General features: G+C 70.7%; 10 protein-coding genes. 2 read left to right on the top strand and 8 right to left on the bottom strand.

Annotation, left to right across the window (positions count from 1 at the left end; translation table 11 throughout):
• Window positions 1-107: 107 nt before the first annotated feature.
• Window positions 108-623, bottom strand: coding sequence for a transcriptional regulator NrdR (gene nrdR / locus ABZ441_RS25410; RefSeq protein ID WP_358978215.1), 516 nt, complete (start codon window positions 621-623; stop codon window positions 108-110).
• Between the two features lie 533 nt (window positions 624-1,156).
• Between nrdR and lexA the strand changes: the two genes are divergently transcribed.
• On the top strand, window positions 1,157-1,954 hold the full coding sequence (gene lexA / locus ABZ441_RS25405) for a transcriptional repressor LexA (RefSeq protein ID WP_031089315.1): 798 nt from the start codon (window positions 1,157-1,159) through the stop codon (window positions 1,952-1,954).
• A 136-nt stretch (window positions 1,955-2,090) separates the two neighbouring features.
• On the opposite strand, the gene ABZ441_RS25400 is transcribed toward lexA, so the two are convergent.
• The 5 genes from ABZ441_RS25400 to ABZ441_RS25380 are packed head-to-tail and all read right to left on the bottom strand — an operon-like array spanning window position 2,091 to window position 10,120.
• The gene (locus ABZ441_RS25400; RefSeq protein ID WP_358978213.1) at window positions 2,091-4,058 is read right to left on the bottom strand and encodes an ATP-dependent DNA helicase; all 1,968 of its coding nucleotides are present in this window, start codon (window positions 4,056-4,058) and stop codon (window positions 2,091-2,093) included.
• Window positions 4,059-4,108: 50 nt separating this feature from the next.
• The gene (locus ABZ441_RS25395; protein ID WP_358978211.1) at window positions 4,109-5,953 is read right to left on the bottom strand and encodes an IucA/IucC family siderophore biosynthesis protein; all 1,845 of its coding nucleotides are present in this window, start codon (window positions 5,951-5,953) and stop codon (window positions 4,109-4,111) included.
• Window positions 5,954-6,013: 60 nt separating this feature from the next.
• A complete protein-coding gene (locus ABZ441_RS25390; protein WP_358978209.1) occupies window positions 6,014-6,733 on the bottom strand; it encodes a GNAT family N-acetyltransferase in 720 nt (239 codons plus the stop codon).
• A 40-nt stretch (window positions 6,734-6,773) separates the two neighbouring features.
• The gene (locus tag ABZ441_RS25385) at window positions 6,774-8,687 is read right to left on the bottom strand and encodes an IucA/IucC family protein (RefSeq protein WP_358978206.1); all 1,914 of its coding nucleotides are present in this window, start codon (window positions 8,685-8,687) and stop codon (window positions 6,774-6,776) included.
• A 41-nt stretch (window positions 8,688-8,728) separates the two neighbouring features.
• Entirely contained in the window at window positions 8,729-10,120 is a 1,392-nt protein-coding gene (locus tag ABZ441_RS25380) for a diaminobutyrate--2-oxoglutarate transaminase family protein (protein ID WP_358978204.1), read from the bottom strand.
• Window positions 10,121-10,458: 338 nt separating this feature from the next.
• Between ABZ441_RS25380 and ABZ441_RS25375 the strand changes: the two genes are divergently transcribed.
• On the top strand, window positions 10,459-11,670 hold the full coding sequence (locus ABZ441_RS25375) for a hypothetical protein (RefSeq protein WP_358978202.1): 1,212 nt from the start codon (window positions 10,459-10,461) through the stop codon (window positions 11,668-11,670).
• Between the two features lie 93 nt (window positions 11,671-11,763).
• Here ABZ441_RS25375 and hflX read toward each other — a convergent pair whose 3' ends face one another.
• A complete protein-coding gene (gene hflX, locus ABZ441_RS25370) occupies window positions 11,764-13,284 on the bottom strand; it encodes a GTPase HflX (RefSeq protein WP_358978200.1) in 1,521 nt (506 codons plus the stop codon).
• Window positions 13,285-13,416: 132 nt separating this feature from the next.
• Window positions 13,417-14,907: a M1 family metallopeptidase gene (locus tag ABZ441_RS25365; protein ID WP_358978198.1), complete on the bottom strand. Its 1,491-nt coding sequence runs from the start codon at window positions 14,905-14,907 to the stop codon at window positions 13,417-13,419.
• Window positions 14,908-14,926: the final 19 nt, after the last annotated feature.

Genomic DNA, 14,926 nt, shown 5'->3' with positions numbered 1-14,926 from the left:
TCCCAGGGCACAGTGTGTGTCTGATGCTCCGGACGCCACGTTCGGCGTCGCGGAACAGGTCTGGTGCCGCCCTCCACCGCCCTGCGGGGGGGGGCCGGCTTCATTGGTCAATCAGCGGCGACTGCGGCGGGCGCGGGGACCTCGAGGGTCTCGCCGCCCCCGCACCGCTCCGCTCCGGGCCGCTGCTCACGGAGCTCGGCGATGGCCGTCTCGAAGTCCTCGAGCGAGTCGAACGCCCGGTACACGGAGGCGAAACGCAGGTACGCGACCAGGTCGAGCTCCTGCAGGGGCCCGAGTATGGCGAGACCGACGTCGTGTGTCGTCAGCTCGGCACTCCCCGTGGCCCGCACGGCCTCCTCGACCCGCTGGCCGAGCTTCGCCAGGGCGTCCTCCGTGACGGGGCGGCCCTGGCACGCCTTGCGTACCCCCGAGATGACCTTGGTGCGGCTGAAGGGTTCGGTCACGCCACTACGCTTGACCACCATCAGCGAGCAGGTCTCCACCGTCGTGAAGCGGCGGGAACAGTCGGGGCACTGCCGACGCCGCCGGATCGACGTCCCGTCGTCCGTCGTGCGGCTGTCCACGACCCTGCTGTCGGGGTGCCTGCAGAAGGGGCAGTGCATGTCTCCGAACCCTCCTTCACAGCACGACTGAATGGCCCTCCGTGCCCCGTTCGGGGCCCCTGAGGACACTCGCAAGCATAGGCGATGAACACGACCCCGTTGGACTGGGGACCACTACTTATGGGCGGCACGAGCAATGCAACCACTACATCTAGGGTTTTGCTCCACTCTCACCCTCCGCGCGTGTCGCGCTGCGGCGGGGGCCGGCGGGCAGCTTACGGCCCGGCACGAGGGTACGGGAAACACGCGGCCCTCCGGGCCGCGGGGCCCTCGGCGGCGGACCCGGGGCACGACCCCCGGGCCTCCCTCACGGCATGCCGGAGACGCACCCCGCAGCCGGAAGCGAACCGTCGGAACGCTAGCGTGATCCTCCGGATCCACCGCTCCTTTCCGGCCTGCCGCTCAAGCACATACACCCCTCGACAGGTCCGGGGCGGCCCTTTATTTGTTTTTCACTCGAACGTGTGTTTGGCGCAACCTTTCGAAAGCTACTACCGTTGCCTAACCAGGGAGACCATTCGAGAGGGGCCGACGTGACCACCACCGCAGACAGCGCCACCATCACTGCCCAGGACCACCGCTCCCAGGGCCGACTTGAGCCGGTGCATGCCATGAATGACTCAGTCATGAACGCGGAGGGCCCGGAACCCACGCGACCCGCACGCTCCTTGCCCGGCCGTCCCCCAGGAATCAGGGCGGACAGTTCGGGGCTCACGGACCGGCAGCGGCGCGTGATCGAGGTGATCCGGGATTCCGTACAGAGGCGCGGTTATCCCCCGTCGATGCGCGAGATCGGTCAGGCGGTGGGACTGTCCAGCACCTCGTCCGTCGCCCACCAGCTGATGGCCCTCGAGCGCAAGGGCTTCCTGCGCCGCGACCCTCACCGGCCCCGCGCCTACGAGGTCCGGGGCTCGGACCAGCCCACCTCACAGCCGACGGACACCACCGGCAAGCCCGCAGCGTCGTACGTGCCGCTGGTCGGCCGGATCGCCGCCGGCGGGCCGATCCTCGCCGAGGAGTCCGTCGAGGACGTCTTCCCGCTCCCCCGCCAGCTCGTCGGAGACGGTGAGCTCTTCGTGCTGAAGGTCGTCGGTGACTCGATGATCGAGGCGGCGATCATGGACGGGGACTGGGTCACGGTGCGCCGCCAGCCCGTCGCGGAGAACGGCGACATCGTGGCGGCCATGCTGGACGGCGAAGCGACGGTCAAGCGCTTCAAGCGCGAGGACGGCCATGTGTGGCTGCTCCCGCACAACTCCGCCTACCAGCCGATCCCCGGTGACGAGGCGACGATCCTGGGCAAGGTCGTGGCGGTGCTGCGGCGGGTCTGAACCCCGCCGGGCGCCTTGCAGGGCCTCGGGACCTCTGCGTCGGTCCCGGGGCCCTGTCACGCGCCCATCGACCTTCCCGGAGCCGGGCGGGCCCTGCGGCGGGCCGCCCGAGGGTTTCCGGCGGCCCGCTTTCCCCTCACTCCGCGGCCTTGGCCGCCGCGTCGATGGCAGCGAGTGACCGCCGCGCCTGGTTGCGGTCGGTGGTGTACCAGAAGTCCGGCAGGGAGGCGCGGAGATAGCTCCCGTACCGGGCGTTGGCCAGTCGGGGGTCGAGCACCGCGACCACACCTTTGTCACCCATGGCCCTGACGAGCCTGCCCGCGCCCTGCGCCATCAGCAGCGCCGCGTGGGTCGCCGCCACCGCCATGAACCCGTTCCCCCCGGCTTCCTCGACCGCCTTCTGGCGGGCGCTCATCAGCGGGTCGTCCGGCCGGGGGAAGGGAATCCGGTCCATGACCACGAGCTGACAGCTCGTGCCGGGCACGTCCACGCCCTGCCACAGGGACAGCGTCCCGAACAGACAGGTCTCCGGGTCGGCCGCGAAGTTCTTGATCAGCTCGCCCAGGGTCTCCTCTCCCTGCAGCAGGATCGGCTTGTCCTGACGGCCGCGCAGCTCCTCGGCCGCCGCCTGGGCCGCCCGCATGGAGGAGAAGAGCCCCAGGGTGCGACCGCCCGCAGCCTCCACCAGCTCGGCGAGCTCGGCGAGCATGTCGGTACGGGAGCCCTCCCTGCCCGGCGTGGCCAGGTGCCGGGCGACATACAGAATGCCCTGTTTCGGGTAGTCGAAGGGCGAGCCGACGTCGAGGCCCTTCCACTGCGGGACGTCGTCGCCCGCCATGCCCTCGGGCGCGAGTCCCAGCGACGCACCCACCCCGTTGAAGTCGCCGCCGAGCTTGAGCGTGGCCGAGGTCAGCACAACCGACCGCTCGGCGAACAGTTTCTCGCGCAGCAGCCCGGAAACGGAGAGCGGCGCGATCCGGACCGAAGCCCCGAAGCGGTCGTGACGCTCGTACCAGACGACGTCGTACTCGGAGCCCTGTGTGATGCGCTCCGCGACACTGTGGATGGACTCGACGGACGCCATGGCCTGCTTGCGCACCGCGTCCTCGTCCTGGACGGACTTGTCCCGGGTACCGCCGAGGGCGGAGATCACCGTACGCGCGGCGTCGCGCAGCGCCATCAGCGCGTAACCCAGGTCTTCCGGCACCTCTTCGAGGCGCCCGGGAAGCGCCAGCTCCATGACACGCTCGAACCCTTCCGACGCGGTCAGCAGGGCGTCGGCCGCCTTCTCGTTGACCAGCTTCGCCGCACGGCGAACCGCTCGGTTCACCTGGCCGGGGGTCAGCTCGCCCGTGGCCACCCCGGTGACCCGGGAGACCAGCTCATGGGCCTCGTCGACGATGAGCACCTCGTGCTTGGGGAGCACCGGGGCGCCTTCGATCGCGTCGATCGCGAGCAGGGCGTGGTTGGTGACGACGACATCGGCGAGCTTGGCCCGCTCCCGGGCCGCCTCCGCGAAGCATTCCGCGCCGTACGCGCACTTCGTCGCACCGAGGCACTCACGCGAGGAGACGGAGATCTGCGACCAGGCACGGTCCGAGACACCGGGTGTCAGGTCGTCCCGGTCGCCGGTCTCCGTCTCGTCCGACCAGTCGCGCAGGCGCAGCAGGTCCTGACCCAGCTTGCTCGACGGCGCGGCCGCCTCGAACTGGTCGAAGAGCCCCTCCTCCTCGTCCTGCGGCGCACCCTCGTGGAGCCGGTGGAGACAGAGGTAGTTCGAGCGGCCCTTGAGCATGGCGAACTGCGGCCGACGGCGCAGCAGCGGGTGCAGCGCGTCGACCGTGCGCGGAAGGTCCCGCTCCACCAGTTGGCGCTGGAGGGCCAGCGTCGCGGTGGCCACCACGACCCGCTCGCCGTGGGCCAGCGCCGGCACCAGATAGCCCAGGGACTTGCCCGTGCCGGTGCCGGCCTGCACGAGCAGGTGGGCGTTGTCGTCGACGGCCTCGGCGACGGCCTCGGCCATGGATACCTGGCCGGGCCGTTCCGTGCCGCCGACGGCGGCGACGGCGGCGTGGAGGAGGTCGGGGAGAGATGGCTTCGTCATAGCGCGTCCACCCTACGGCGCCCCACCGACAACACCGATCGCTCCCGGCCTCACGCGGAGGGGTGGAGCGGGTTGGGGACAGTGCCGTGGACGGCGGCGTGCGGGCGCTGCGACCGGTCGCGGTAGCCGTCCAGATGCAGACGGTTGCGGTTGAGACACAGGCGCGCGATCGTCGGCGTCAGCATGTCGAAGATCTCGAACCGCTCCTTGAGGTCGGGGAAGCGGGCGTGGTGCCTCAGGATCTCGGCACGGACGAGTGACCAGAATTCACTCTCCGGCACATCCAGTTGCTCCTCGCAGAGCGGGGAGAGGTAGCGGAAGACACCCACGAAGAGCCCCGAGTGGATGAACTGGGTGAGGAAGGCGGGATCCTCCGTCAGCAGGACGCTCCGGACGTCCGCAGGCATCGTGTCGTGCTCGGGCAGCGGCCGGCCGCTGACGTTCACGTCGTCGACGAAGTCCTTGATCGCGAGGCGTACCGGCACGTCGTGATCGTCGAAGACGACGATGGCGTTCTCGCCGTGCGGGGAGAACACCGTGCCGTAGCGGTAGAGGAAGTGCAGCAGCGGGGGCAGCAGGGCGCCGAAGAGCCGGGTCAGCCAGGCGACGGGGGCCAGACCCGAGCGGGCGACGAGTTCTGCGGTGAACGAGCGGCCCTCGGGGTCCGTGTGCAGCAGGGAGGCCAGTGTGCGGGCGCGTTCCCCGGGTGCGAGCCGCGGCTGGAGGGGCTCCCGCCAGATCGCTCCGAGGATCTCCTTGAACTGGTACGGCGACTCCGGGAGGCGGTCGTAGAGCGGGTGCTCGACGGCCACCGAGGCGACCTCGCCGAGCAGGACGACGCCACAGGTGTCACGGAGGAACGGATCGCCGTCGCACAGCCCCTGGACCCATGCGGTGACGGCTGGGGCGGCGAGCGTGCGCTCGGTGGGCAGGCCACGCCAGACGAGGGTGTTGAGGATCGACAGGGGGAGTTTGACCGTGTGCCGGTCGGGCCGCCCCACATTGGTGAAGGTGCGGATGGACTGCTGCGGCAGCCGCAGGTCGTCATCGGGGTGCAGAAGCACGATGTCGCCGTCCGCGATCGCGGGGGCGAAGAGGGGGGTGATCCACTCGTCCCACTGCCAGGGATGCACGGGAAGGAACAGATAGTCCGCGGGATCCAGGGCCCGTACGCGCAGGGTCGCGGCGAACGACTCGCGGACGCGTGGGTCCAGTTCCTGGTCGTAGAGGGCATCGGGGGTGGTGAGGTGCCCCACTCCCCGGTAACCGGCTATGCGGGAGCTGACGGCGATCCAGGGCAGTACGGCGGCCGTTCGGGCCTCCGGTGTGAAGCGGGCGGCGTCCGCGGCGGAGAAGCCGAGGCGGCCCTTGTTCGCCACGAGCCAGGGATGCCCGGTCTGGTGTCCTTCGAGCTCGGCGTAAGGGAGTTCGGCGAGCTGCGGCGCACGGAGCGCGGTGCGGTCGAGGCGAACGTCGGCCGCGAGTGTGGCGGTGAGTTCTCGGATGAGGTGGGCGAGCGTGGCCCCGTCGAGCCCGAGGAGCCCGCTGCCTCGGACGAGGAACAGCAGGGGGTCGCGAAAGGGGATGCCCTCGGCACCTGTGGCGCTGCCCTCGCGGATCGTCGCCGCGTCGACGCGCCAACTGCCGTAGACACCCCGCCTGGCGTGGAAGCTCAGGTTCGCGCCGTCGTCGAGCGGCACCGTGTAGTCACCGGTCCGCCCGGCGCCGCTGTCCGTCCGGAGCGTCGGCTCGATGATCTCCTCGTAGGCGAACTCACCGAGCATCTTGGCGAGGAGCCTCACCGCGGCCCGGTCCCATGCGACCCGGTCGAGTTCCGGACGGTCGAGCGGCGCGGAGGGCTTCGCCGGATGGTGGCTCGCAGGATATGTCGGCACGTGGACTCCTCCGGGTGGGACCGATGGGCTTCGAGCGGGCTGTTCGGTGCGGCGAGTTCTTCACAGGTGGTCACGGTGGGCTCGGTCGCGGACCATCAGGGCGGCGCGCTTGTCCGGAAGGTCCACTTCCGCACAGAAGCGGAAGCCGGCGCCCAGAAAGGCGGACACGGAGGGCGTGTTGCGCAGGTCCGGCTCGGCGACCACACGGCCGCAGAGCGGACGGTTGTCCAGGACCAGGTCGGCAACCGCCCTGAGGAGCGCGGTGCCGATACCCCGTCCCCGATTGCCCACACCACCGATGAGGAGGTGGACCCCCATGTCGTGGGGTCGCGCCGGGTAGTGACGGGCCAGCGGGTCCAGGTCCGCCCGGTAGATCTCCCAGTAGCTCATGGGCGTACCGCCCAGGACACCGAGGCACGGAATGCTTCGGCCGTCGCCCGCCAACTGTCGGCGGAGGTGGTCGTCGGTGACCGAATCCGGCCCGGCGAGCTCCCAGAAGGCGGCGACCGCCGGGTCGTTCATCCAGCGGCTGATCACCGAGAGATCGCGTTCCCTTTCCACCACGACGAGCTGGAACACACCGGCGGGGGTCGTGACCGGCAGCCACGCGCCGGGGTCGCCCACGAGAGCGGAGGCGGCGGCCCCCGCGGCGGTCGCCGCGGGGACGTCGCCGAGCACGGCGAGAAGTTCCTCTGTGAGCCGCAGTTCCAGAGTGTCCTCGGTGCCGGTGGTGGCGGGCGGGACGGCACCGGTCCCGGTGTCGGCATCGGATCGACTCACCGTGACGCTCCCCTTTCGTGCGTTCGGCCGGTCGTGTCTCTCAGGCGTGCAGCGGGTTGGCGACGGAGACGTACACGGACTGCGTGTCGACCGGCCCGACGAGTTCGTCGAGGCCGTGCATCCGGGTCAGCAGGTTGGCCTTGCAACGGAGCTTGCCGGTTTCCAGCAGGTAGGCGGGCAGGGGGGAGCCCAGCGGGACGGCGCCTTCGAGGAAGCGGCGGAACGCGGCGAGGAGCAGTTCCTCGTCGGCGAGCCGCTGGGAGCCGAAGGCACCGATCAGCCCGAACACGTTGTTGATGCCGAGGTAGTAGGCGAGCCGCTCGTCCGTGACGGCGTCGGAGACGAAGGTGTCGCTGACGGCGCCGATGCCCGGGAGCCGGCGCTCGAGCGCGGACCGGTGGGATTCCCGGAAGTAGTAACCCTGGTTGTCGCGGTACCTGCCGCCGACGGGCCAGCCGTCCGCGTCGAGGAGCACGATCGAGTTCTGCTGGTGTGCCTCGAGGGCCACGCCGGCGTGTGCGTCGAGCCAGAGGACGGGGAGGACGACGCGGTCGAGGTAGCGCACGAACCATTCGGCGCACACGGCTCCGGTCGTCCTGCCCGTACGGGCGGCCAGCGAGGAGATCGTGTCGGAGAGCCGCGAGTGCGTGCCCGGACGGCCGGGCCACGGACGGAGAGCGGTGAGTCCGGCGATGCATACCGCGTCGTCGGCCGGTCCGAACGGGTTGTGACGGAGCAGCACGTCGAGCCCGGACACGGGACTGCCGTCCGGGTGGTCCACGGCCAGCCAGGCGGGATCGCGGACGATGTCGAAGCCGGGGTGCGCCGCCTGCCACCGCTCCGCCAGTCCGGTGCGCAGCAGCCGGTGGACCTCGGCTCCGCGGTGGAGCTCCTTGCGAAGGTTCTCCCGGCGGGAGTTGGTGATGCGTACGCCCAGGGACAGCTTCAGCATCAGGTCGGAGCCGGGCCGGTGCACGGTACGGACGGAGGACGTGGGATGCCAGCGCCGGCCGTGGGGACCGAGGTCGTGCAGGAGGCCCTTCTCGCACAGGGAGACGACCTCGGGGCGGCGGAGGACCTCCGCCGCCTGCCAGGGATGGAGCGGGAGCGCCGCGGTTCCCTCCGGGAGACTCAGCCCCTGGGCGTGGGGTGCGAGGAGTGCCTCGGCGGAAATGGCCCTGCCGGCCTTCGTCCATGTGGACTCGGTGGCCAGTACGGAATGGTCAACGGCCATCCAGTGGAGCGGGAAGGAACCACGCAGCTCGGGTGAGTAGAGCAGCGTCTCGGATTCGGAGAGCCCTTCGCGGCTCTTCGGTGTGGGATGCAGGGGGTGGCCCAGGACGAGGGACTGCTCGGCGGTGAGGAAGAGGTCGGCCTCGGGCGACGAGGTGGGTGTGCGGCGGCGGCCCGCGATGAAGGTCGCCGTGTGCCGTACGGAGTCGGCCACCCTGGCCACCAGGTCGGTCCCGGCGTTCCGCTCGCACTCACGGCTCAGCAGTGCGGCCACGGTGACGGCGTCGACGCCCGGGGCGCCGACGGGAGCGTTCTCGAGGACCGGTGACCCGAAGCGGTGGAGGCCCGTCGCGGACCAGTGGGTCACCTGGACGATCAGGGCGGTACCGCTCTCGGGGAGCGGAATGCGCAGTGTGCTTCCAGACGGACGGGGCAGGTCGTTCTCCCTGGTCCAGCAGCGCAGCAGATTCTCCGTCCCGGCCGAGTCCGCTGCCCTGAACGGGTCGGGATCGTCCAGCGGATCCGGCTCGACGTGGCCGGGGCGGTCAGCCGCGACGGCGACCGCGGCGGTGTCGGCCCCGGGACCCGGGGTTCCGTGCGGGCCGGCCTTCTGGCGCGGCACGGTCGTCGACTCGACGGCGAGTTGGCCCTCCGGCAGGTCGTGTCCTCGCTGCTGACTGGTCAGGGGTCCGTCTGCCTCGGGCGCGGGGGTGGGGTTCACGGAGGTCTTCCTTCTGGGGGGTCCGGCTGGGGGGTCCGGGATCAGCGGGTCGGCCCGGCAGCGGCCCGGCGGTACGAAGAGCGCTCGGCCGCTCTCAGTGCGTCGGCGAGGCGATCGACGACCGCCGTCGCCTGTTCGTCGGTGAGAGTGAGAGGAGGGAGCAGTCGGACCACTGCGCTGTTTCGTCCGCCGAGTTCGACGATGAGGCCGCGGCGCAGGCATTCCTGCTGCACCGCGGCGGCGAGTTCGGGATCGGGCGGCGGGGCGGAGCCGTTCTCGGCGGTGACGTCCAGCGGTTCGGCCCCGGGATCGACGAGCTCGATGCCGATCATGAGACCGCGGCCCCGGACGTCGCCGATGCTCGGATGGTCCGCGCTCAGCGCCTGGAGCCTGGCGATCATGCGCGCGCCCAACGTCCCCGCGCGCTCGGCGAGCCCGTTCTCGCGTACGTACGCCAGGGTCGCGGCACCGGCCGCCATGGCGAGCTGGTTGCCCCGGAAGGTGCCCGCGTGGGCACCGGGCGGCCAGAGATCGAGCTCGGAGCGGTAGACGATCACCGCGAGGGGCAGCGAGCCGCCGATGGCTTTGGAGAGCACCATCACGTCGGGCACGATACCGCTGTGTTCGACCGCCCAGAAGGTACCGGTCCTGCCGACGCCGGTCTGTACCTCGTCCGCGATCAGGGCGATGGAACGCTCCTGCGTGATCTCCCGCATGCGGCGCATCCAGCCGTCGGGGGCGGGATTCACCCCGCCCTCGCCCTGGACGGGCTCCAGGATCATGGCGGCCGGAGCGGGTACTCCGCCCTTGGGGTCGTCCAGGAGGTACTCGGTCCAGTGCGCGGCGATGTCCGCGCCGCGTTCCCCGCCGGCTCCGAAGGGGCAGCGGTAGTTCTGGGGGAAGGGCAGTCGCGTCACCCGTACGTCCGTGGCGCCGCCGGAGGCGGCCAGGGCACCGGCGGTCATGCCGTGGTACGCGCCGGTGAACGCCAGGAGTTCGCTGCGTCCGCTCGCCGCCCGGGCCAGCTTGAACGCAGCCTCCACGGCATCCGTGCCCGCCGGACCGCAGAACTGGATCCGCGCGTTGTCGGCCAGCTCCCGGGGCAGGGTGGCGAACAGCTCGGTGGTGAAGGCGTCCTTGACCGGGGTGGCGAGATCGAGCACATGCAGGGGTGCGCCGGAGTCGATGACCTTCCTGATGGCTTCGAGCACCACCGGGTGGTTGTGGCCGAGGGCCAGTGTGCCGGCTCCTGACAGACAGTCGAGGTAGCGCCGTCCGTCGGCTCCCTCGATCGTCATGCCCCGCGCGCGCACGGGCACGATCGGCAGGGACCGCGCGTAGGTGCGGGCGGCGGACTCCCGTAGCGCCTGGCGCCGCAGGATCCCTTCGTGCGCAGGGGAAGTTGCCACCGGAGCTGAATCGGTCACGGCCACGGCTGTTCGGTCCTCCTGCGGTAACAGTTGCGTTGCACCTCGGTGCGGTCCCCCGGGGACCGACCGCGCCGGTGAACGCCGTCCGGGTGTTCCCCGTACGTACCAACGACGCGGAACCCGGGAGATCACGGGTAAATCGGAAGATCCTTGCGCAGGCGGAACCGTGGCCCTGCCGCGCACCGTCCCCAACGGCACCGGCATAGTAGGGGCCGCACCACGGACGGAGCCGCGCTCCGGGGCGACGTCCCCCAGCCCACAGGGCGGGGCAGCGCGCCCCGAGTCCGCAGTGCGGTAACGAAGTCAGTGACGAAGTCCCAGGGGGATCCCAGATGCGACCCATGCGCCCGACCGATACCGCACACCTCGGGGGGAGCCTGCGTCGGGCCCCCCGGGTGTTCGCCGCAGCCGCCCTCGCCGCTGTCCTCACCCTCACCGCCACCGCCTGCGGGCCGGAGGAGGACGGCGCGGCCGCCGAGCCGAGCAGTGCCACCGGCCAGTCCCCCGACGGGAAGGTCGTCATCCCGGACGACCTCAAGGACCGGCTCAAGGAGCACGGGATCGATCTCGACAAGTGGCGGGACGGCGAGTGGAAGAACTGGGACAAGGACACCTGGCTGCGTGAGGCCAAGGACTACGTCAATCCGATCATCGAGGACCTCTGGGACCCCGACCGGATGCGTGACGCCGACAAGCCGCCGGAGAACCCCGTCGACCCCGACATCTCCGGCGACGAGGGCGTGACGGACCCGACCCCCGCACCGGTCGAGGCCGCCGACGTCCAGACGCCGTACCACGGCAGCGCCCCGGAGTCCGGAAAGCTCCTGTTCGACGGCCCCGAGGGCTCGATGGTCTGCTCGGCGACCGTGGTGCAGGACCCGGCTCACCCGGGCAAGTCCAACATGGTGTGGACCGCCGGGCATTGTGTGCACGCCGGCAAGAACGGCGGCTGGTACCGCAACATCGCCTTCGTCCCCTCGTACAACGACAGCGGCATGTCGACGGCCGAGCTGGAGAACGCGTCCAAGGAGCAGATCGCTCCCTACGGTGTGTGGTGGGGCCAGTGGGCGCAGACCTCCGATCAGTGGATCAGCCAGGGTGCCGCGACCGGTGGCCAGGGCGCACCGTACGACTTCGCGGTGCTGCAGGTCGCACCGGAGAAGGGCTCGACGGGCAAGTCCCTGGAGGAGACCGTCGGTTCGGCGCTTCCGGTCGACTTCAACGCCCCGGCCGTCCCTGAGATCGACAGCATGACGGCCACCGGCTATCCGGCGGCCCCGCCGTTCGACGGCCAGAAGGCGCTCCGGTGCGCGGACCGGCCCGGCCGCCTGACCGTCTTCGAGCAGCAGCCCACGATGTACCGCATCGGGTGCACGATGACCGGCGGTTCCTCCGGCGGCGGCTGGGTCGCGAAGGGCCAGGACGGTAAGCCGGCTCTGGTCTCCAACACCTCCATCGGCCCGGTGACGGCAGGCTGGCTGGCCGGCCCCCGCCTGGGCAAGGAGGCCGAGGGCGTCTACAAGTCCGTGAGCAAGAAGTACGCGGGACAGTAGGGACCGCACGCAGGAGGCCGGGCCCCCCGCGGGAAGGGGGACCCGGCCTCCTGTGCGTTTTCACCGCGTCAGTGCGGCACCGCGTTCACCGCGTCAGTGCGGCACCGGAGCGAAGACCGCGAGGTCCGATCCGAGCTCCTCGTGCACCCGCGCCTTGAGCAGTGTGCCCTCCGCCGTGTGCTCCTCGGAGATCACCTCACCCTCGGCGTGCACCCGGGAGACGAGACCGCCCTGGGTGTACGGCACGAGCGCTTCGATCTCCACGGACGGCCGCGGCAGCTCGGCGTCGATGAGCGCGAGGAGCTCGTCGATACCGGCGCCGGTCCGTGCCGACACCGCGATCGCGTGCTTCTCGGTGCGCAGCAGGCGCTGCAGCACGAGCGGGTCCGCCGCGTCCGCCTTGTTGATCACGACGACCTCGGGTACGTCGACCGCGCCGACTTCCCGGATCACCTGGCGCACGGCGGCGAGCTGCTCCTCGGGCACCGGGTGGGAGCCGTCCACCACGTGCAGGATCAGGTCGGACTCTCCGACCTCCTCCATGGTGGAGCGGAAGGCCTCGACCAGGTGGTGGGGCAGGTGCCGCACGAAGCCCACGGTGTCGGCCAGGGTGTAGATACGGCCACTCGGCGTCTCGGCCCGGCGCACGGTCGGGTCGAGGGTCGCGAACAGGGAGTTCTCCACGAGGACGCCCGCGCCGGTCAGCCGGTTGAGCAGCGAGGACTTGCCCGCGTTGGTGTATCCGGCGATCGCCACCGAGGGCACCTTGTTGCGCCTGCGCTCCTGCCGCTTGATCTCACGGCCGGTCTTCATCTCCGCGATCTCCCGGCGCATCTTCGCCATCTTCTCGCGGATCCGTCGACGGTCCGTCTCGATCTTGGTCTCACCGGGACCACGGGTGGCCATGCCGCCACCGCCGCTGGAACCGCCGCCGCCCATCTGACGGGACAGCGACTGCCCCCAGCCGCGCAGGCGCGGGAGCATGTACTGCATCTGCGCCAGCGACACCTGTGCCTTGCCCTCCCGGGACTTGGCGTGCTGGGCGAAGATGTCGAGGATCAGGGCGGTCCTGTCGACCACCTTGACCTTGACGACGTCTTCCAGATGGATCAGCTGGCCGGGGCTGAGCTCACCGTCACAGACGACGGTGTCGGCGCCGGATTCGAGAACGATGTCGCGCAGCTCCAGCGCCTTGCCGGAGCCGATGTAGGTGGCCGGGTCCGGCTTGTCGCGCCGCTGGAACACGGCGTCGAGCACCTGGGCGCCCGCCGTCTCGGCGAGGGCGGCGAGCTCCGCGAGGGAGATCTCCGCGTCGTGGACGGTCCCCGATGTCCAGACACCGACGAGCACCACGCGTTCGAGGCGCAACTGCCGGTACTCGACCTCGGTGACGTCTTCGAGCTCGGTGGAGAGACCCGCCACACGGCGCAGCGCCGCGCGCTCGGAACGGTCGAGCTGTTCGCCGTCCCGCTCTCCGTCGATCTCGTGGCTCCAGGCGACGTCCTCTTCCATCAGGGCGTCGGCCCGAAGGCTCTCATTGAGGCTCTCGGAGGTGGCTTCCGTGGCGCTCCGCGCGTCCTGCGCGTCCTGGGGAAGGGAGGAAGAGGAGGTCATTGGATCCTTACGTCGGTAGAAGTCTGATTCGTCAGTCACAACGCGTGACACAGCCGGAAGATTCCCACGAAGCGATTCTCCGGCCGGCCGCCGCACCGACGCGTCGATGGTGGCATGTCCCCGCCCGGCTCGTCACCAGGGTTTCCGTGCAGCCGCGGGACTCTTCCCGCCTGCGGCGTCGCGGGTCGTCCCGCTTCGCCACTCCGGGTGTCCCGGCATCGGCGGGGTCTTCGTGCCGTACAGCCACCCTTCGAAGAAGTCCGTCAGGTCCCGCCCGGCGATACGGGAGGCCAGGGACGTGAACTGCCGGGTGGTCGCCGATCCGTCCCGGTGGGCACGCACCCAGGTCCGCTCCAGGCGGTCGAACGCGGCCTCGCCGATCTCCTCGCGCAGGGCGTACAGGATGAGTGCGCTCCCGTCGTACACGACGGGGCGGAACAGGCTGATCTTGTGGTCGGGCGTGGGGACGTCGGGGCGGGCGGGCGGCCCGCCCGCGGCGCGCCAGGCGTCGGAGCGGGCGTAGGCCTCACGCATGCGCCGCTCCATCGGCTTCTGCGCGTGCTCCTCGGCGTAGCGGGCCTCGTACCAGGTCGCGTGGCCCTCGTTGAGCCACAGATCGGACCAGGACCGCGGGGAGACGCTGTTGCCGAACCACTGGTGGGCGAGCTCGTGGACCATGATCGAGTCGACGTACCACTCGGGATATCCGGTCCCGGTGAACAGGGAGCGTTCGAAGAGCGAGAGGGTCTGGGTCTCCAGCTCGAAGCCCGTCTCGGTGTCCGCGACCAGGAGTCCGTACGTCTCGAACGGATACGGGCCGACCTGCTCCTCCATCCACGCCAGCTGCGCCGGAGTCTTCTTGAGCCAGGGCCCGAGCTTCTCGCGGTCGGCCGCGGGCACCACGTCCCGGACCGGCAGTCCGCCCGGTCCGGTGCGGTGCAGGACGGCGGAGCGCCCGATGGACACCTGGGCGAGTTCCGTCGCCATCGGGTGCTCGGTGCGGTAGGTCCAGGTGGTCGCGCCCGCGTGGTCCCGTTTTCCCGCGGGGAGGCCGCCCGCCACGACCGTGAGGTCCTTCGGCGCGGTCACCCGGAAGGTGAAGTACGCCTTGTCGGCCGGGTGGTCGTTTCCGGGGAAGACCCGGTGCGCGGCATCGGCCTGGTTGGCCATCGCGAGGCCGTCGGCGGTCCGGACCCAGCCCCCGTCGGCCTGGTCCCCGGAGGGGTCGCTCGTGTGCCGGACGGTGACCCGCACGGGGGTGCCCGCCGGGATGCGGGACGGCGCGTCGACGACCAGGTCCTCACCCGCGGTGGCGAACTCCCAGTTCCGCCCGTTGACTTCGACGGAGCGGACGGCGCCCCGGGCGAAGTCGAGATTGATGCGTTCCAGCGGTTCGGTGGTCCGCGCGTCGATCGTGGTGACGGCGTCGAGGGGCTTGTCGTTGCTGCCCTTGTAGGTGAGCGAGATGTCGTACGAGAGGACGTCGTAGCCGGGATTGCCGAGGTGCGGGAACAGGCGGTCGCCGATGCCCAGCGGCTCGGGTGCGGGCAGAGTGGCGGCGACGAGGGTGACCGACGCGGTGGCCAGCAGAGCGGCTCGCAGTCGGCGGGAGGTGAGCGGCATGGACTACGGCTACCAGCGC

It is taken from the genome of Streptomyces sp. NPDC005752 (genome assembly GCF_040630715.1).
Classification (GTDB): Bacteria; Actinomycetota; Actinomycetes; order Streptomycetales; family Streptomycetaceae; genus Streptomyces.
This window is presented reverse-complemented; position numbering and strand designations above follow the sequence as displayed.